Genomic DNA, 17,309 nt, shown 5'->3' with positions numbered 1-17,309 from the left:
ATTAAACCTTTTGGCTGAAATAATAGTATAATAGAGGAAACAATAAGAATCGAGGTATGCCTTATGGCTGTTAAATTTACAAAAACTGATGACTTAGATAAGATGTTCGAAGAGTTCGCTAAACTACCTGATTTAAAGCAAGTAGCTTTTCCAGATGACAAAGAAAAGAAAGATAAAGCAGAAAAGAAAAAATAGATGACACTCTTTCAAAGTCTACCTTCTAGTGTGTTACAAGCTGGCGCTATCTTTTTATCAATCATCATTGAAGCCCTACCCTTTGTCTTAATTGGTAGCATTATCTCAGGTGCTATTGAAGTCTATGTGACTCCTGAAAAAGTATATAGATTTCTCCCTAAAAATCGTTTGGGGAGGATCTTTTTTGGTACCTTCATAGGGTTTCTCTTTCCCTCTTGTGAGTGTGGAATTGTTCCGATCATCAACCGTTTCTTGGAGAAGAAGGTTCCAAGCTATACAGCTGTTCCATTTCTAATAACCACTCCCATCATCAATCCCATAGTACTTTTTGCAACTTATTCAGCTTTTGGTAATTCATTTAAAATAGTCTTACTCCGCGCTTTAGGTTCGATTCTTGTTGCTACTATATTGGGTATCTTTCTTGGATTTTTCTGGGAGGAATCTATTCAAAAGGAAAATAGATTGGCTTGTCATGAGCATGATTTTTCTCATTTGAGTAAAAGTAAAAAAATCCTTCAGGTCTTTATCCAAGCTATTGATGAATTCTTTGATATGGGACGTTATTTGGTCTTTGGCTGTCTTTTTGCAAGTATAGTCCAAGTATATGTGCCAACCCGGATCCTGACTTCTATCAGTGCAACACCACTCCTTGCTATTGTTCTCTTGATGGTCTTATCCTTCCTTCTATCACTTTGTAGTGAAGCGGATGCCTTTATTGGCTCTTCGTTGCTCTCTAGTTTCGGATTTGCGCCAGTTCTTGCCTTTCTGGTTATTGGACCAATGCTTGATGTCAAAAACCTACTCATGATGAAAAATTATCTCAAAAATCGCTTTATTTGGCAGTTCATGACCATTGTGACTCTTGTTGTTCTTGTCTATTCTTATCTAGTCGGGGTGACGCTATGATACGATTTATTATTTTGATGAGTTATTTTTTCTTAACCCTTTATCTACACCTATCTGGTAAGCTCAATCAATATCTAAACCTCCACTACTCTTATCTGGCTTATATAACAATGGTGTTGTCTTTCTTGCTAGCCATTGTTCAAGCCTATATTTGCTTCAAGCGTTTGAAAGAACACAGTCACTTACGCAAGTTTTCTGCCAAGCTTGCTAGTTTTGTCCTCCTAAGTTTACCTTTGTTAGTTGGATTTACATTTCCAACTGTCGAGCTAGATTCGCAAACAGTATCGGCAAAAGGATATTATTTTCCTCTGTCAGAAGGAACGGACAAGGCGATCCAAGCAAGCGAAGGTACGAGCAGTCAGTATCTTAAGCCGGATACCAGTAGGTTTTATTCACACACAGCTTATGTAGACACTGTTCGTAAGAGTGCTGATAAATACTTAGCTCAATCTAGTATTGTCATCACTGATGAGAATTACTTGGAAGTCATGGAAGCTATTTATGATTATCCAAATGAATTTGAAGGCAAGGAAATCGAGTTCACAGGCTTTGTCTACAACGATCCGAATCATACCAATAGTCAATTCGTTTTTCGTTTCGGTATCATGCACTGCATCGCTGATTCGGGAGTTTTTGGCCTTTTGACCACAGGAAATATCAATCATTATGAAAATAATACCTGGGTAAGAGTCAAAGGTAAGATTAGCAATCACTATCACAAGGAACTTAGCCAAGTCCTCCCAACTCTTGAAGTTCAATCTTTCGTAAAAGTCGATAAGCCAGAGAATCCTTATGTTTACAAAGAATTTTAAAAAGTAGCCTGAGTGGGCTACTTTTTCTTGTTTAGTAAAGTTGAATGTTTGACGTATTCAAAAGAATAGTTTTCTGCATTACAGAATTCTAATACTGTCTGTTTATCTATTTCTTTCTTATAGGATTTAAACATCCAAGCTTAATTTTTGCCATTAGCTCTAAATGAATGTTCAGAGATCCATTTGGTGTAGCTAGCTAATCTTTCATCTGTTAAGGATTCTACTGCAATAGTTACACACATATCGACCGCTTCTTCAACTGTCATATAAAAACGATAACCATTCAACTGTAGAAATTTCACCAATACGAAGAAAGCAGTTCGTTTATTAGCGTTGGCAAAAACACGCTTCTTAATCAATTGGACAAATAGTATCGTTGCCTTATCAAAAATTGTTGGATAAAAAAATTTACCAAAAACAAATTATTCTGGTAAATTGACAATCATATTTAAGGCAGAAGGACTAACTGTCTGAATTTTTTCATTTGGTGAATAACGTTCAATTGATAAAACATTGATTTTCTCAATTTGCCTTTCTGTAAGATAGACTGTCATTTTTCCACCAAAGCTTTGAAAACATCATCGTATTCATCAAAGATTTTGTCCAAATTTAAGTCAAAGGCATCATCAGATACATAAGAAATCTGATGTCCAGACTCTTCGGGAGTAAAGATAATTTCACCATTTGGATTGGTAATGGTGATTGAATTTCCTTGTTTTCTTGTTTTTACTACCATCTGATTTCCTCCTTTGAAGTATTATAACAAATAATTACCGTAATTACATTGACAGAATATCAGTTAAAATAATTCAGCTTGAGAAATTTCTGCTAAGAACTCATCCGAATAAACCGAATAAGCATTAGGATCAGGCGCTTGGGGGTCGTTCATTGCTTGACCACATCTACATGTCCATTTTCCCATATCTAACCTCAGTCACGACTTAATTCTTCAAGGAAAAATTGATTATGAGCTTCCCAGTCTTTTTTATCCTTGCTAACACTATGTTCATTTTATCAGAATTCTAGGACATTATCAAAAATTACTATAGTATCTACAGAAAAAGCTAGAGTTCCACAATTGGGAACCTCTAGCTTTTTTGTATCTGAGAACTATTTTGTCTCAGACTTTTTATTATCTATTAAAGCTCTGACTTCTTCCGCTCCAATCTCATCTCCCGCCTTGTCGAAGAGTTTAATAGCGTGACTAAAATAATCATAGGATTTACTCGAATCAAGTTTTCGATAAATCTCTCCCAATCCTCTATAAGCGCAGGCATGAGCGATAAGGTCATCTGTCTTTAGAGCTGAATTTAGCGACTGCTGCATATATGTCTTCGCTTCAACTAGTTGACCTAACTTCAATCGTAAATAACCTTGCTCATAGTCATTAACAGAAGTTTTTAGAGCATCCTCCGCAAAAACTTGTTCAATTACTTCTCGCTCTTTTTCAATATAGTTAAGAGCAGTCTGAAAATCATTCATTTCACGATAAACCATGGCTAACTGGTGATATCCTATATGTTCATTTTCTTTATCTTGACTTGATATTGCTATTTCAAGATATTTTTGATAAATCAGTAAAGCTTCTTTATAGTCTTTTTCAAAGAACTTGATATAACCCAGCAAATTGAGAAGGCTGTAATCCTTGCAAGTTTCTAACGAGAAAGTTTCTGAGACTAATTTCTTTGCCTCTTCAATCTTCCCCTCAAACAATAATTCCCAGGCTTGATTCATTAAAAGGTCTCCTATCTATCCTAAAACGTTAATGACCTAAACCTAAAATACAACCAATTATTTCACAATATCTTTGTACATATCTGGTCTTCTATCTCTATAGAGGCCCCAATTAAGGCGCTCATTCGCTCCCTTGTCAAGGTCATAAGTGGTTAAGAGGATCGCTTCATCTTGCCGTTCGGCTTGACTTAAAAAAGCTCCTGTTTCATCGGTCATAAAGGATGAACCGTAGAAATTAAGACTTGAACTTTGGTTACCATTTTCCTCGCAAGGAGTGACTTCTTCTAAACCATAACGATTGGCTGCAATAACTGGCACAATATTTGCTGCTGCGTGTCCTTGCATGGTACGTTGCCAATGCCCACAACTATCTGTATCCAAAATAGGCTCTGAACCGATGGCTGTTGGATAAAAGAGCAATTCTGCTCCATTTAAGGCAAGGCAACGGGCGGTTTCAGGGAACCACTGGTCCCAGCAGATTCCTATACCGATTTTAGCATAGCGTGTGTCCCAGACCTTGAAACCTGTGTTTCCAGGAGTAAAATAGAACTTTTCTTGATAATAATGGTCATCAGGAATGTGAGTCTTCCGATAAACGCCTAGCACTTCTCCATCTGCATCAATGACAGCAATAGAATTGTACAAGACATTGCCATCTTTTTCATAGAAACTGATTGGTAAAACGACCTTTAATTCCTTGGCAATCACTTTGAAATGCTTAATAGCCGTATTTTCTGTCACCGACTGGGCATACTGGTAGTAGTCATATTGACGTTCCTGACAGAAATAGGGACGTTCAAATAACTCTGGTAAAAGAATGATTTGGGCTCCTTGCTCAGCAGCTTGACGGACTAAACGTTCAGCTGTTTGGATATTGGTTTCCACATCCTTAGCGCATTGCATCTGAATAGCTGCAACCGTTACATTTCTCATCTTTTCCTCCTATTCTGGAATTTGTTGGGTAATACAGTGGATATTTCCACCACCTAAAAGAATATCTCTTGCAGGGATTCCTACGACTTCACGGTCTGGGAAACACTGACTGAGGATATCCAAGGCCACTTGATCGTTGACATCTTGAAATTGTGGCACCAAGACAGCCTTGTTGGCAATATAGAAATTGACATAGGAAGCAGCAAGACGCTCGCCCGCATAACGCTCTTCTTCCCCTTCTTCATAACTATAACCCGGTAAATCCTCTTCGGTCACAACTTGATGAAGAGCTGGGATTGGGAGTTTATGAATAGTGAAACTCCGTCCTTTTGCATCTGTTTCCTTCTCCAAAAGAGCTAGATTTGCAGCAGACATGGCATACTGGGGATCACTTTCGTCGTCCGTCCAAGCTAAAACAAGCTCTGCAGGACCAACAAAGGCTGCAACATTATCGACGTGTTCATTTGTCTCATCTTGATAAATACCATAAGGCAACCAAATGACCTTTTCAGCACCAAGACTCTCTAGTAAGGTCTTTTCAATCTCTTCTTTAGTCATATGAGGATTGCGACCCGGACTGAGAAGGCAACTTTCAGTCACAAGTATAGTTCCTTGACCGTCACTGTGTATAGCTCCACCTTCCAGTACAAAAGGTTTGGCATCATAAACAGGCATTTCCAACGCCTCAGCAAAGCGACTGGCCACTTGATCATCTGCTTCATAGTCTTGATAAAGACCGTCATATGAGCCACCCCAGGCATTGAAAGACCAGTCTACCGCCAACTTTTCCCTTTTATCATTAAGGAGAATAGTTGGACCAGTATCACGAGCCCAGGCATCATTTGTTGGGATATCTAGATAAACGACCTGGTCTCCAAGATAGGATTGGGCTTCAGACAAATAATTCTGGTCTACTAAAAGGTAGACTGTTTCCCCTTGGGCAATGGTTTTGATAATCTGGCTAAAAGCTTTTTTAGCAGCCTTGCCTTGAAAAGGCCAAGACCCTGGTCGAGTAGGCCATATCATGAGAGTCCCATGGTGGGGTTCATACTCTGCTGGCATACGATAGCCTAATTTTTTGGGACTGTCCATCATGATAATCTCTCCTTAAAGTCTTGATAGCCAAAGGCTTTGACTAGACTGCATTCACCCTCTTTATCCATCACATACAAACTTGGAAGTCCAATCCCGTTAAAGGTATTATTTTTGACAAAGGAATAGATTGCCATATCCTCAAAGTAAAGTTTATCTCCTATCTCAACTGGATTTTCAAAACTATAGTCACCAATGATATCTCCTGTTAGGCAGGTATTGGAAGATAGTCTATAAGTATAGGCTTTTTCTTGCGCTTCAAAGCCATCTCTCAATGGGGGACGATAAGGCATCTCAAGAACATCTGGCATGTGGCAACTTGCCGAGGCGTCTAGCACCAAGGTCTCAATCCCATTTTCAACGATGTCTAAGACTTCAGTAGCTAAATAACCAGCATTGAGTGCAATGGCTTCTCCTGGTTCGATATAAACGTCAAGGTTATAGGTTTCTTGAATTCGTTTAATCTCAGAAATCAGTAAATCCACATCATAGTCATCTCTTGTAATGTGATGTCCACCACCCATATTAAGCCATTTTACCTCATGCAAATAAGGCCCAAACTGCTCTTCTACAGCTTTCAAGGTTGTCTCTAAATCATCTGCCCCTTGCTCACAGAGGGTATGAAAATGAAGCCCGTCCACCAAGTCTAGCAAATCACTAGGTATCTTGTCCGAAGTAACTCCAAAACGAGAGCCAGGTGCACAAGGGTCATAGAGCGCGTGATCTCCTTGGGTAGAACACTGAGGATTGAGGCGTAGACCTACACTAATACCAGCTTCACGACAAGGTTGACCATATTTTCGTAATTGTCTCTCAGAGTTAAAAACAATATGATCAGATATTTGAAGCAACTCTTCCATGTCAGCTTCCTTGAAAGCAGGCGCAAAGACATGGACTTCCCCTGTGAACTCTTCTCTAGCTAACTTAGCTTCATAGAGACCACTAGCTGTCGTACCTGACAGATACTGACTAATCAAAGGATAGGTTTTATAGAGGGAATAAGCCTTTTGAGCTAGCAAAACCTTACAACCTGCCTTTTCCTGAACCTCTTGCAGAATGCTACAATTTTCTTCTAGTTTTGCTAAATCAATAACATAGGCTGGTGTTGGTACTTGTTCTAGCTTCATTAGTCCACCATTTGTGGATTTTCAACCACAACCCATGGCAAGCCGTATTTATTCAAAGCTTCCATGAATGGATCTGGATCCAACTCTTCAAGGTTATAAACTCCTGGTTGTTTCCAAGTACCATCCATCACTAATTTTGTTCCAATCATGGCAGGAACACCTGTTGTGTAAGAAATGGCTTGTGAACCAACTTCTGCGTAGCACTCCTGATGGTCGCAAACATTGTAGATGTAGATGGTCTTTTCAACGCCATCTTTGACACCAGTAAAGATACAGCCGATATTGGTTTTTCCAACTGTACGTGGGCCGAGGCTTGCAGGATCTGGAAGCAAGGCTTTCAAGAATTGGATTGGCACAATTTCTTGACCGTTAAAGTTAATAGTATCTGTACGAAGGAGCCCAACGTTTTCCAAGCATTTCATGTGAGTTAGATAAGATTGGCCAAAAGTCATAAAGAAACGAATACGTTTAACTCCTGGGATGTTTTTAGCAAGCGATTCAATTTCTTCATGGTGAAGAAGATACATGTCTTTTTGCCCAACTTGAGGGAAATCATATTCACGTTTGATAGACATGGCTTCAACTTCTACCCATTTTCCATCTTCCCAGTAAGAACCTGGTGCAGAAACCTCGCGTAGATTGATTTCTGGGTTGAAATTGGTCGCAAATGGATAACCGTGGTCCCCACCATTACAGTCTAAAATGTCGATATAGTGGATTTCATCAAAATAGTGTTTAAGGGCGTATGCTGAAAATACACTGGTCACACCTGGGTCAAATCCAGAACCAAGAAGAGCTGTCAAGCCAGCTTCTTTGAATTTTTCTTGGTAAGCCCATTGCCATGAGTAATCAAAGTAAGCCGTAAATCCAAGCTCTTTGCAGCGTTTCTCATAAATAGCACGCCATTCAGGGTCTTCTGTGTCTTCAGCCTCATAGTTGGCTGTGTCGATATAGTGAACTCCCGTTGCCAAGCAAGCGTCCATAATGGTCAAATCTTGGTATGGTAAAGCTACGTTCAAAACGGCTTCTGGCTTGTAGCTTTCAATTAAGGCAATTACTTCTTCTACCTTATCAGCATCAAGAGCAGCTGTTTCAATTTTAGTACTTGTTTTGCCCTCTAATTTAGCTTTCAAGTCATCACATTTTGACTTGGTACGGCTGGCAATCATAATCTCTGTAAAAGTTTCGCTATCTTGGCAAATCTTTGAAATAGCAACTTGGGCAACGCCCCCACATCCAATAACTAATAAACGACTCATTTTTTTCCTTCCTCTTCTTCTAAAATGTCTTCTACATACTTAGGCAACATAAAGGCCCCAACGTGTAAGTTTGCAGTATAGTATTCTGTGAAAAGCTGGCGTTTTTTCCAGCCTTCCTTGTCAAAATCTTTGACAGGGTGATATTTTTTCGATGCAAATCCAAATAACCAATATCCAGCAGGACTGGTAGGGATATGTGCCTGATAAACACGACTTATTGGAAAGGCTTGATTGACCTTACGATGCATACTTCGGCAAGCCGACTCATCTTCGTCAAAGAAAGGACTCCCATGCTGGTAAATCATAATACCGTCTTCTTTGAGAGCTCTATAGCTATTACCGTAAAATTCCTTGGTAAAGAGCCCTTCCGTATGTCCAAATGGATCTGTCGCATCGTTGATAATAATATCGTAATCATCCTCACAGTTTCGTAAAAAACGAAGCCCATTTTGATAGTAAATGGTAACACGAGGGTCATCAAGCCCTGCAGCAAAGTCTGGGAAATACTCACGACAGACTTCAACCAGCATCTCATCCGGTTCCACAATATCGATTTGCTCCAGTTCAGGATAGAGTGTTAATACCTGGGCAACACCTCCGTCACCACCACCAATAACCAAAACTTTCTTTGGATTAGGATGAACAGCCATTGGAACATGAACTGTCATTTCATTGTAGACAAAATCATCTGCATCTGAAAACAAGACATGCCCATTTAAAATCAATATCTTCCCAAAAACAGGCGTGTCTAAAACTTCGATATCCTGCCATTCACTTTTACCAGCGTAGAGTTGTTTGGCTGTTCTCAGAGACAATTTCACATCTGGAGTATGAACTTCAGAAAACCATAAATCCATTTAGTTCTCCTTTCTCTCAATAACATTGATGTGATTGACCTCTGGATCTTCCGTTCCTTGGAGGGAACAACCACGTTCTTTGGCAAATTGGATATAATCAACAATTTCTCGTGTAATCCGTTCACCTGGCGCTAGGATTGGAATACCTGGAGGATAGCACATGACGAATTCCCCGCAGACTTGCCCAACAGACTCGTCCAGGGTTAAACTTCTTCTCTCTGCATAGAAGGCTTCCTGAGGAGATAAAACCAACTCGGGCTGGATATATTCTCCAGCAATCAAGTCCTTCCCATCTCGTGAGTAGAGTCTCTTGATGTCAGCCAAAGCACCAACCAAGCGTTCAATATCTTGAATGCGGTCCCCTATCGAAATGTAGGCCAAGATATTACCAATATCACCAAACTCAATCTGAATATCATATTCGTCTCGCAGAAGATCATAAACTTCAATACCTGTTAGCCCAATTCCCTGAGTATAAACGGACAGTTTGGTCACGTCAAAATCGCAAACGGACACACCGTCTACTAGCTCTTTTGAGTAGGCATAGTAGCCACCAATAGCATTGATTTCACGACGAGCGTACTCGGATAGCTCAATGACTTTCTCAAAGGATTCTTTACCACGAAGGGCCAGATTGCGGCGTGAAATATCCAAACTAGACATTAGTAGGTAAGATGCTGATGTTGATTGGGTCAGGTTAATGATTTGACGCACGTACTCAGGATTCATCTGATCCCCAACTAAAAGAAGTGAACTTTGTGTCAAGCTACCACCAGACTTATGCATAGACACTGCTGACATATCTGCTCCTGCATCCATAGCAGATAGAGGAAGTTTATCTGTAAAGTGGAGATGGGCACCGTGCGCCTCATCTACTAAGACTTTCATTCCTGCAGCATGGGCCATCTCTGTTAGCCCCTTAAGGTCTGAACAAATTCCATAGTAGGTTGGATTGTTAATCAGGATAGCCTTAGCATCTGGATGGTCCTGAATAGCTTGTGCTACACGCTCATTTTCAAGCCCCAAAGCAATACCGATTTTTGGATCCACACTCATCTCGATATAGATGGGAATAGCACCACATAAAACTAGAGCGTTGATGGCTGATTTATGGACATTTCGAGGAAGGATAATTTTATCTCCCGCTTTACAGGTGGAGAGAATCATAGTTTGAACAGATGAGGTTGTGCCCCCAATCATTAAAAAGGCATGAGCAGCACCAAAAGCTTCTGCAGCTAGTTCCTCAGCTTCTCGGATAATCGAAATGGGATGCCCCAGATTATCCAAGGGCTTCATAGAGTTAACATCTATACCTACACATTTTTCCCCTAAAAGTTCAACCAACTCTGGGTTTCCACGGCCACGCTTGTGACCAGGTACGTCAAACGGTACAATTCTTTTTTTTCGTAACTTGACCAACCCCTCATAGATGGGAGCTTGGTTTTGATTTAACATTATAAAGACATACTCCTTTATCATATTTTTTACACCTTAACCATGTAAGGCTCTAAAGGATACTTATGAAAAAAGAGCAGGTTGACACCTGCTCTACAATCTACTGACGTGTTTATGTTTGTTTCTTTTGAGTATGTCTGTTCCTGATGTTTCCTAACTCTCTAGTAGCAAATATTACGTACTTTATTGATCGTTTCACAAGATGACGTGTGCTTTCACCACACTAACAAATCTATACGAATTAGGACAAATGTCCTAACATCAACTTATAAAAGTAGGCTTTTAACCCTATCAATAATGTGGCTTTTCAACCACGCTTCGGCATTCAACCCTGCCTGTCCGTAGGCATTTTTTACTCGGGTTTATATTTGCTAGAAAACATCATCTCATTTTCTAAGCTTCATTACTATATCATGTTTTCGTATTCTTGTAAAGTATTTTTAGAAACTTTTTTAAATAAATTCATTTTTTCGTTCGTGAAATTGCTTTAACTTAAAAATGGAAATCGTTTTAAATTTAAATCAAAAAACAAAAAAAGAAACTAAATAGATTAGTTTCTTTAATGAATCATAAGCATAATCAACTATTCAAAATTGCTTTTACTCATCACGCGCTACTTTGGCAGCTAGTTCAAAATCAGTCATCAAATAATTTTCATCTAGACGGATAAGACTATAATACTCATTCCAAAATAGAGAGTCACTGTTACTTGACCACTGTAATCCATACCACAATTGAGTGACATCACTTGTATGTGATGGGGGAATTGACCATAGATGCTTTTTAAAAGTTTCTTGAACAAGTGAAATATCAAGTCGACTAGTCAAGTCGAGTTTATCCAATTTCAAAATTATAGAATGTTCCTTAGCTGCTTCAATGCTATCCTTGTTAAATCGAACCTGAATAACCTTAGAATCTTCTAGAACCACGTCCTTATCTTCTGCCCCGTAAAAGGAAATACTCCCAAGAACTATGCCATCTTTTGCAAAGAGATAGGGAGCGTAGGGAACAGCATTGCTATCAAGTCTGAAGCCTTTTTCGATAGTGACTGACTTATCTCCTGAATACTTTTGGAAATTGCCATCTGTCAGGAGATCTTCGTAGTCGCTAGCACCATCACCTTGTCTTACATAGATATCAAATCCAGCTTCCATCAGCTCACTGGCTTTTGTTTCTGCTAACGTGATTTTACTTTCATTAATTTGCAAAATCGGTGCTTGGGGTGGGAGTCCAATCGTGAGATTAAACATGACTCCTACTAGAAAGACAAGGAAGGTTATAAGGAGGGCAAGTAATGACTTTCCAGTCCTTTTTCTTGCATTGAAAAGGGCCATTAGAGCAGGTAGGAGGATCATTTTGGCTAAAATAGAATTCCCAACTCCACCTCTATTTAAGGTCTGAAAAGCAAACATCCCTGCGATTGCAATAAGTGTCAGGTAGATCAAAATCTCACCTAGACCCAGTTTTTCTGTTCGAGTTTGTTGATTTACAGGGGTTTCGTACAATGACTGCCCATTCTCTCTCCTCTTTTTTAGAAAGAGATAAAAGCCCAGACCGAGTAGCAGATTAAAGATTGCAAAAACTATTAAAGTACCTATTATCACCGTTCTAGCCATGGCTCTCTACTCCTTTATGTTCTCTCTCAAATCTTATTTTTCTCTTTAATGTCCAATTCCCAACTAATAAAACCAGCAAGAAGAAGGGGCCGCCATCTATGACCACAATGGGCAAAGCCAGTATAGCAATCATCAAAAAACTAGCTTTCTTTTGACGCCAACTACCGCCCCATTCTCCGTTTATCAGTCCACCTAAATAGTCGATGTAGTCAGTAAACCAAGTCAATAAGGGATTTTGAAAATCATTGAGCCTTAGGTAAATGAACATAGCAGAATTTAAAAAAACATAAAGAATTCCAAGGACTAGAATAATCTTTTGACTAGTTCGAGTAGCCTCCAGAAGGATTTTTTCTCTCTTCTCTGACTCTATTTCCTTGAGACTTGGGTCCTTACAAGAGAGTTTTTCAAATCTATAGACCAGAAATCGGTAGAGATAATACTTTTTTATATCACGCTTCATAAAACCCCCAATCTAGGAAGGACACTCAATTATAAATCATGGTCTAAACATCTAATTTCAAGGAATTTCCTTCCAAATAGACGGCTTTTGACTCAGTGATTTTGATTTTTTGATCTTCTGAAAATCCAATGGTTTCACCGTCCTTCAAGGTGACATCACTACCTAAAACATACTGAAGAATAGACAAAAGGAAATAATATAAGTCATCACTATTCATAGGAGACTCGATAATTTCAATCTCAGTTTTTCCAAACTCTTTCAAACCATAAGTGTAAATGCTGGTCTTATCTTTCTGATTGATAATCCCCATATAGATCCAGAGTTGAAGGGGAAGCATTTCTTCTTTCAAAAGGTCAGCCAGGTCTAGATAAAGATCTTTGGGCAAGAGCAAGGTGGTAGAACCCTGATAAATACCAATAGCTGATTGACTAGTTTTTAGGATAGAGGCATTGACTTTAGTTAATAAGGAATAAGTTTCTACTGGCGAAAGATTGTCAGACAATATAGAAACAATGGCGTGTTGTGTGTGCTCCTGTGTTTCCTTCTCAACATCCTGCCAGAGGTAAGAATAGGCATACAATTCTTCAAATTCTTGACTTGGGATAGGCAAATCCATTAAAGCCAGCGCAACGAGAGCACCATCAATCACAAAGGTTGCACTCGAATCATCCCCAGAAACTTCAGAAATTTCAAGCCCCCAATGAGATCTCAATTCCTGAACAACTTGGTCTAAAGAATAGGCTTGATTGCCTTTGAAAAGAGGCATGGACAAGATCAGTTGTTTTTTCTTCTCTGACTTTTCATTCTTACTAGCAAATAGATTTTTTAAAAAATTCATAAAACTCCTCCTTTTTCTTATACCAGTTGGGAAGCAAAGCTCTCTTGGTCAAAGTGAGTCGAGATACCAAGTTTCCTCATCCTCAAAACCGTAGAATTTCTCATCAAGTAGCCAATTTCCATCCACCAATCTAAGTACAAACTGATGCTTCATTTCTAAAGCTTCTTGATAATGGGTTATGACTCTTGCTTCTTCAGCTTTTGCCATGATAAAATCTACAGAAAAATCATTCGTTTGAACATAGTTATACTCACTTGGGGAGCCATAAGAATTTCGAACTCCTCCTTCCAAGCATTTTTGAGTCACTCGTCCAGTTAGAAGTTGCATTTGCCTCTGAAAATAGTCATCCATAAGTTCATTCCACTTGGGATGAACTTGATGGGCTGGGATGCCAAGGGCTTCTTTTTCCTTATCCAGTGCTCTGTTACGCTCAAAAATTTCCTCTTCTAACAAGGTTAAACTTTTGAGTAAATCAAGCAATGGTGTGATAATTATTTCTGCCAGAGTTTGATAGTTTTCAGGGGTATTTTTATAGTTCACTCTCATAATAAGCCTCTTAATCATCTTGGATTAATTGCTTTACTTCTAGGTCTGAAAGAAAGCCTTTCATGTAGAGTTTTCTAAGTAAATCTTTATCTACGGTAATTTCATAATAGTCAGTCACAAACTCATGAAATCTCTCAAAGCTATCAAAAAGGTAAGAGAGCAACCATTCTCCGCCATCCTGATCTTGGTAAGTCTGTTGATGCGCGTGACCATCATAAAGGATCATTTTATCAGTCAAAATCACATCCAAAGAATCACCAGATCCATTGTCAATAAGGTAGCGGAGTCCATAGTCTTCCTCAGTCTTAATCACGAGTCTGAGCCAATCTTCACTCGGATCGGTCAGATACTCATCAATAACCAGCAAGGCATCTAAGCGAGTTTTTATCTTGTCCCAATCAATCTTTCTCATCTCTAAAAACCTTCTTCTTATTCTCGCAATTTATCAAGATCACAAGCCCTATAACGAGCTGTTAAATAGCCTGAAAAGCTAATCTGAGGGATATTCCACTCATTAGGTAAATAAATTGAACAATCTACCTGATCACCTAGAGAGGAACTTGCTGAAAAGACATATCTTCCCAAATCTTCATTATTAGGATTTCTTTCAACTAGACTCAATCTGCTAGCATTGAACCAGTCTTTAAACACTAACCAGATTTGCTCGGCAGCTTCGTTTAATAGGGAGACTTTCAAGTTGTAGCTGATTCCGACTCTACATCTTTTTTTGAATCCTGACTCATCAGCTTTACAAACTTTTATCGATCCCTTATCATACTGCCAGTTATCACTATCTAATAGGGGAAATTGAGCAGATAGATTGTCTTTTAATCCCTGCATAGTATCTAATAAATCTTTGGAGGCAGCTTCGAATAATTCTAGTTCTTCCATAGTCTTCTCTTTAATTTTCATAGCTAATCACATTCCGATTTAATCTGCATCAACCCAGATCTGGTATTTTTGACAATGGAGACATCTGAAAAGGTAACCACAGAGAGACCCATCTTTGACCAAGTAGTCTTCTACTTCTTGATATTCTTCACGAGCTTCATAGTCTGCCAAGACTTGCTCAGCGATTCCCATATCCTTCAATTCTCGAGTTCCAACTGTACCCAAGTAAGCACAATAATCTTGGCAACAAGAAAGCCAATATTCTCCCTGCCAACTAGAGTAGCCTGGGGTCTGACAAAAAAGCAGCTGATTCTTTTCTGGATCTAATTCACCCTGCCACTCGGCATTTTGGATAAATTCCGCATCGAATTTTTTAGCTGCTTGACCGTTTGCAATGCACATTGGGCAAAGGTATTCTATATTCTCGATACTATAAGGTATCAAGGCATAATAAACATTGCTTTCTTTCCCACAAGATGGACAAAGCTTGGCTTCTCCTTCAACAAATGAATCTGTAGCTAAGGGATCTGGATGATAGATAAAATGTGGCAAAGACTGTAATAGCTTCTGCCTTTGCTTCTTCTCTTCTTTTGTTAGGGGACGAGGAAGGGCATAACGATCACCATGACTTTGACTCATTTCTTGTAAACGGCTCAGTTTCTTTAACTGTTTTCGATCGGGTTTGTATAAGATTTCAGTAAATAAGCTATAGGCACTAGTGTAGAGACCCAATTGCTCATAGAGGTCAACTAAGACTTTCTTCGCTTCTAGATCCTCAAACTTAGTTAATTCATCAGCCAAATCATAGAGAGCCGCAACACTTGAAGGCTTTCCATCTTGGTCCAGGTATTGCTTTTTTAATGTAATGTATTTTTCTAGAAATGGATTCATAGGATTACCTTTCTAACGGAATATAAAAACCTTAACAAATAGTAACTAGGACATTTCCATTGAGCTCCAGAATCTTTTTGTAAAACTCTTTCATATTTACAAAACTGATTCGAATTTCATCCTTGATTTCTTCCTCTTCCTCAAGATAATCCCAAATATCAGGATACAAGTCAGCTTTCTTGCATGCTTCCATACTAAAGCCTGCCAAGGCTCTGTCCATGTCAAAACTTTCTAAAGCTTCTACAATCTCGGCTATCTTGCTTTTTTCAGTATAGGCGATATATTCAGATACATCCTCTAGAGGAGTCACCCCTAAAACAGCTTCTCTCAAGGGATTGTCATCCAAAAATTCTGAACTACTAAATCCTGTCATGACAAAAACCAAGGCATCCCACATTTTGTCGATATCTAGTAAGATATCATGACTATCAGCGGAGTCCTCAGCAAAGTCTAACAAGTCATCTTCTTGGTTAGAAAGAGCTTTTATTTGTTCTAATTCATTGTCTGGTAAATATTGATAATTGGCGATCATTCCCATGATTTTACTCCTTTGAATCTGTTAGTATCATACGGATATTTCTAGCTCTATTTCCCTAGAAAATGCTATAATGGAGCTAAGAAATTGTTTTATTGAATGTTAAATAGGGGGAAATAGTAATGTTCACTAGTATTGTTTTGGGTTTTTATGCTCTTTTCTTTCTATCCTTGTCCTTTACTATCTATCTCTATATTAGACTTCTAATTGCGGTTAAAAAAGGCAAAGACATTCCCAAATGGATTTATAAACTCGGCCATGCCATTCAAGGAAGAATTCACGTTGACTATGAAGAAATCACTGATGCTAATGCCCTTAAAGAGATTCATTGGTTCTTTCTAATCTATCTAATCGTAAATCTACTGGTATTGGCTGTCTTCTACTATCATGGTAATAGCTTTCCTCAAGCCATTTATGAATGTTTGAAAAAACAATTTTTTATCGTATTTGTTAGTATGGTTTTAAAAAGTATTGGTAAATTTGTTGTACTGGCTATAAGAAAAAACTTTCATAACAGTCATGTCTATGCATCAACCAACGCTTTTATCGGGACAGCTTTTTTAACGAGTTATGTTTTTATGTTTTGCATGATGATGAGTGGCCTTCCGGCTCAACCTGTTCCAGTAAGCATTCAAGATACCACTGTCATTATCGGAGAAACCAAGGCTTCCGAGCTTTTGGACCAAGGCTTTACCTTTGGAGATAAAGGCGCAGAGAGCTCCATCACCAATCCCAAAAACGACCACTTCTACTACGGTCAGCTTCTCGAAGTCAATCGGGATGATCAGTCCTATGGCTTTATGAGCCTTACTCCTACAGGAAGAGATACTGATCAGCTCAAAAACTGCGTCATCACCTATTACAGAACACCTAAGGATAGCAAGCAACTAGAAGAAATTTCCATCAATCATGTCAAGCTAGCAAATCTCAAGTTCCAAGATTTTCAAACACGAAAATTAATCGATATCTTTGAAGTCAATCCAGCTGATTATAATGTCTCTGATACCGATGCCAACTTTATCCTAACCATTCAAACAGCAGATTACGACCTCTGGAAAAGATACCTGATTGAAACCAAGTTTAATAGGGATGGTTCCCTAGATAGCTATGGTGTCAGAGCCCAACACAGTCAATGGGAATAATTGACCATTTACCCCTTTAT

20 protein-coding genes and 1 pseudogene are annotated in these 17,309 nt (G+C 38.9%); 4 read left to right on the top strand and 17 right to left on the bottom strand.

Annotation, left to right across the window (positions count from 1 at the left end; genetic code table 11):
- The first annotated feature begins 63 nt into the window (after positions 1 to 63).
- The 3 genes from PCY08_RS04845 to PCY08_RS04835 are packed head-to-tail and all read left to right on the top strand — an operon-like array spanning position 64 to position 1,913.
- On the top strand, positions 64 to 195 hold the full coding sequence (locus PCY08_RS04845; RefSeq protein WP_153225565.1) for an SPJ_0845 family protein: 132 nt from the start codon (positions 64 to 66) through the stop codon (positions 193 to 195).
- Positions 196 to 1,101: a permease gene (locus PCY08_RS04840; protein ID WP_301559613.1), complete on the top strand. Its 906-nt coding sequence runs from the start codon at positions 196 to 198 to the stop codon at positions 1,099 to 1,101. It begins immediately after the preceding gene.
- Complete coding sequence (locus PCY08_RS04835; protein ID WP_301559612.1) at positions 1,098 to 1,913, top strand: TIGR03943 family protein; 816 nt, start codon at positions 1,098 to 1,100, stop codon at positions 1,911 to 1,913. The genes PCY08_RS04840 and PCY08_RS04835 overlap by 4 nt, the downstream gene beginning before the upstream one ends.
- 140 nt (positions 1,914 to 2,053) lie before the next feature.
- Here PCY08_RS04835 and PCY08_RS04830 read toward each other — a convergent pair.
- The 17 genes and pseudogenes from PCY08_RS04830 to PCY08_RS04750 all read right to left on the bottom strand — a co-directional run bounded on the left by PCY08_RS04830 (position 2,054) and on the right by PCY08_RS04750 (position 16,150).
- A pseudogene (locus tag PCY08_RS04830) lies at positions 2,054 to 2,467 on the bottom strand (type II toxin-antitoxin system death-on-curing family toxin).
- Entirely contained in the window at positions 2,464 to 2,649 is a 186-nt protein-coding gene (locus PCY08_RS04825; RefSeq protein WP_301559611.1) for an AbrB family transcriptional regulator, read from the bottom strand. The pseudogene PCY08_RS04830 and the gene PCY08_RS04825 overlap by 4 nt, the downstream one beginning before the upstream one ends.
- 374 nt (positions 2,650 to 3,023) lie before the next feature.
- Complete coding sequence (locus tag PCY08_RS04820; protein ID WP_301559610.1) at positions 3,024 to 3,647, bottom strand: tetratricopeptide repeat protein; 624 nt, start codon at positions 3,645 to 3,647, stop codon at positions 3,024 to 3,026.
- A gap of 57 nt (positions 3,648 to 3,704) precedes the next feature.
- Positions 3,705 to 4,580, bottom strand: coding sequence for an N-carbamoylputrescine amidase (gene aguB, locus PCY08_RS04815; protein WP_301559609.1), 876 nt, complete (start codon positions 4,578 to 4,580; stop codon positions 3,705 to 3,707).
- A gap of 9 nt (positions 4,581 to 4,589) precedes the next feature.
- On the bottom strand, positions 4,590 to 5,675 hold the full coding sequence (aguA, locus tag PCY08_RS04810) for an agmatine deiminase (protein ID WP_301559608.1): 1,086 nt from the start codon (positions 5,673 to 5,675) through the stop codon (positions 4,590 to 4,592).
- Complete coding sequence (nspC, locus tag PCY08_RS04805; RefSeq protein ID WP_301559607.1) at positions 5,672 to 6,799, bottom strand: carboxynorspermidine decarboxylase; 1,128 nt, start codon at positions 6,797 to 6,799, stop codon at positions 5,672 to 5,674. The genes aguA and nspC overlap by 4 nt, the downstream gene beginning before the upstream one ends.
- Positions 6,799 to 8,058 carry a saccharopine dehydrogenase family protein gene (locus tag PCY08_RS04800; RefSeq protein WP_153225574.1) on the bottom strand — a complete coding sequence of 420 codons (1,260 nt, stop codon included), beginning with the start codon at positions 8,056 to 8,058 and terminating at the stop codon, positions 6,799 to 6,801. Before PCY08_RS04800 ends, nspC begins: the two co-directional genes overlap by 1 nt.
- Positions 8,055 to 8,915, bottom strand: coding sequence for a polyamine aminopropyltransferase (gene speE, locus PCY08_RS04795; RefSeq protein WP_301559606.1), 861 nt, complete (start codon positions 8,913 to 8,915; stop codon positions 8,055 to 8,057). Before speE ends, PCY08_RS04800 begins: the two co-directional genes overlap by 4 nt.
- Entirely contained in the window at positions 8,916 to 10,370 is a 1,455-nt protein-coding gene (locus PCY08_RS04790) for an aminotransferase class I/II-fold pyridoxal phosphate-dependent enzyme (protein ID WP_301559605.1), read from the bottom strand.
- A gap of 599 nt (positions 10,371 to 10,969) precedes the next feature.
- Positions 10,970 to 11,986: a hypothetical protein gene (locus PCY08_RS04785; RefSeq protein ID WP_301559604.1), complete on the bottom strand. Its 1,017-nt coding sequence runs from the start codon at positions 11,984 to 11,986 to the stop codon at positions 10,970 to 10,972.
- Positions 11,979 to 12,446, bottom strand: a complete 468-nt coding sequence (locus tag PCY08_RS04780; protein ID WP_301559603.1) for a hypothetical protein — start codon at positions 12,444 to 12,446, stop codon at positions 11,979 to 11,981. Before PCY08_RS04780 ends, PCY08_RS04785 begins: the two co-directional genes overlap by 8 nt.
- 43 nt (positions 12,447 to 12,489) lie before the next feature.
- Positions 12,490 to 13,284: a DUF4261 domain-containing protein gene (locus tag PCY08_RS04775; RefSeq protein ID WP_301559602.1), complete on the bottom strand. Its 795-nt coding sequence runs from the start codon at positions 13,282 to 13,284 to the stop codon at positions 12,490 to 12,492.
- Positions 13,285 to 13,332: 48 nt separating this feature from the next.
- Entirely contained in the window at positions 13,333 to 13,830 is a 498-nt protein-coding gene (locus tag PCY08_RS04770) for a hypothetical protein (RefSeq protein ID WP_301559601.1), read from the bottom strand.
- Positions 13,831 to 13,840: 10 nt separating this feature from the next.
- Positions 13,841 to 14,242 carry a hypothetical protein gene (locus PCY08_RS04765; RefSeq protein WP_301559600.1) on the bottom strand — a complete coding sequence of 134 codons (402 nt, stop codon included), beginning with the start codon at positions 14,240 to 14,242 and terminating at the stop codon, positions 13,841 to 13,843.
- 17 nt (positions 14,243 to 14,259) lie between these two features.
- Positions 14,260 to 14,742: a hypothetical protein gene (locus tag PCY08_RS04760; protein WP_301559599.1), complete on the bottom strand. Its 483-nt coding sequence runs from the start codon at positions 14,740 to 14,742 to the stop codon at positions 14,260 to 14,262.
- A gap of 18 nt (positions 14,743 to 14,760) precedes the next feature.
- The gene (locus tag PCY08_RS04755; RefSeq protein ID WP_301559598.1) at positions 14,761 to 15,612 is read right to left on the bottom strand and encodes a CbrC family protein; all 852 of its coding nucleotides are present in this window, start codon (positions 15,610 to 15,612) and stop codon (positions 14,761 to 14,763) included.
- A gap of 31 nt (positions 15,613 to 15,643) precedes the next feature.
- Positions 15,644 to 16,150, bottom strand: a complete 507-nt coding sequence (locus PCY08_RS04750) for a YfbM family protein (protein ID WP_301559597.1) — start codon at positions 16,148 to 16,150, stop codon at positions 15,644 to 15,646.
- Positions 16,151 to 16,269: 119 nt separating this feature from the next.
- Here PCY08_RS04750 and PCY08_RS04745 point away from each other — a divergent pair, with 119 nt between their 5' ends.
- Positions 16,270 to 17,289, top strand: a complete 1,020-nt coding sequence (locus PCY08_RS04745) for a hypothetical protein (RefSeq protein ID WP_301559596.1) — start codon at positions 16,270 to 16,272, stop codon at positions 17,287 to 17,289.
- Positions 17,290 to 17,309 lie beyond the last annotated feature (20 nt).

This window comes from Streptococcus sp. SO4 (genome assembly GCF_030440055.1).
Taxonomy (GTDB): domain Bacteria; phylum Bacillota; class Bacilli; order Lactobacillales; family Streptococcaceae; genus Streptococcus; species Streptococcus nidrosiense.
The sequence above is the reverse complement of the archived record's forward strand: the minus strand, read 5'-3'. Positions and strand labels throughout refer to the sequence as shown.

Coding starts and splice junctions, on each gene's coding strand:
- PCY08_RS04845 (WP_153225565.1), top strand. CDS start 64: ATGGCTGTTAAATTTACAAAAACTGATGACTTAGATAAGATGTTCGAA.
- PCY08_RS04840 (WP_301559613.1), top strand. CDS start 196: ATGACACTCTTTCAAAGTCTACCTTCTAGTGTGTTACAAGCTGGCGCT.
- PCY08_RS04835 (WP_301559612.1), top strand. CDS start 1,098: ATGATACGATTTATTATTTTGATGAGTTATTTTTTCTTAACCCTTTAT.
- PCY08_RS04825 (WP_301559611.1), bottom strand. CDS start 2,649: ATGGTAGTAAAAACAAGAAAACAAGGAAATTCAATCACCATTACCAAT.
- PCY08_RS04820 (WP_301559610.1), bottom strand. CDS start 3,647: ATGAATCAAGCCTGGGAATTATTGTTTGAGGGGAAGATTGAAGAGGCA.
- aguB (WP_301559609.1), bottom strand. CDS start 4,580: ATGAGAAATGTAACGGTTGCAGCTATTCAGATGCAATGCGCTAAGGAT.
- aguA (WP_301559608.1), bottom strand. CDS start 5,675: ATGATGGACAGTCCCAAAAAATTAGGCTATCGTATGCCAGCAGAGTAT.
- nspC (WP_301559607.1), bottom strand. CDS start 6,799: ATGAAGCTAGAACAAGTACCAACACCAGCCTATGTTATTGATTTAGCA.
- PCY08_RS04800 (WP_153225574.1), bottom strand. CDS start 8,058: ATGAGTCGTTTATTAGTTATTGGATGTGGGGGCGTTGCCCAAGTTGCT.
- speE (WP_301559606.1), bottom strand. CDS start 8,915: ATGGATTTATGGTTTTCTGAAGTTCATACTCCAGATGTGAAATTGTCT.
- PCY08_RS04790 (WP_301559605.1), bottom strand. CDS start 10,370: ATGTTAAATCAAAACCAAGCTCCCATCTATGAGGGGTTGGTCAAGTTA.
- PCY08_RS04785 (WP_301559604.1), bottom strand. CDS start 11,986: ATGGCTAGAACGGTGATAATAGGTACTTTAATAGTTTTTGCAATCTTT.
- PCY08_RS04780 (WP_301559603.1), bottom strand. CDS start 12,446: ATGAAGCGTGATATAAAAAAGTATTATCTCTACCGATTTCTGGTCTAT.
- PCY08_RS04775 (WP_301559602.1), bottom strand. CDS start 13,284: ATGAATTTTTTAAAAAATCTATTTGCTAGTAAGAATGAAAAGTCAGAG.
- PCY08_RS04770 (WP_301559601.1), bottom strand. CDS start 13,830: ATGAGAGTGAACTATAAAAATACCCCTGAAAACTATCAAACTCTGGCA.
- PCY08_RS04765 (WP_301559600.1), bottom strand. CDS start 14,242: ATGAGAAAGATTGATTGGGACAAGATAAAAACTCGCTTAGATGCCTTG.
- PCY08_RS04760 (WP_301559599.1), bottom strand. CDS start 14,742: ATGAAAATTAAAGAGAAGACTATGGAAGAACTAGAATTATTCGAAGCT.
- PCY08_RS04755 (WP_301559598.1), bottom strand. CDS start 15,612: ATGAATCCATTTCTAGAAAAATACATTACATTAAAAAAGCAATACCTG.
- PCY08_RS04750 (WP_301559597.1), bottom strand. CDS start 16,150: ATGGGAATGATCGCCAATTATCAATATTTACCAGACAATGAATTAGAA.
- PCY08_RS04745 (WP_301559596.1), top strand. CDS start 16,270: ATGTTCACTAGTATTGTTTTGGGTTTTTATGCTCTTTTCTTTCTATCC.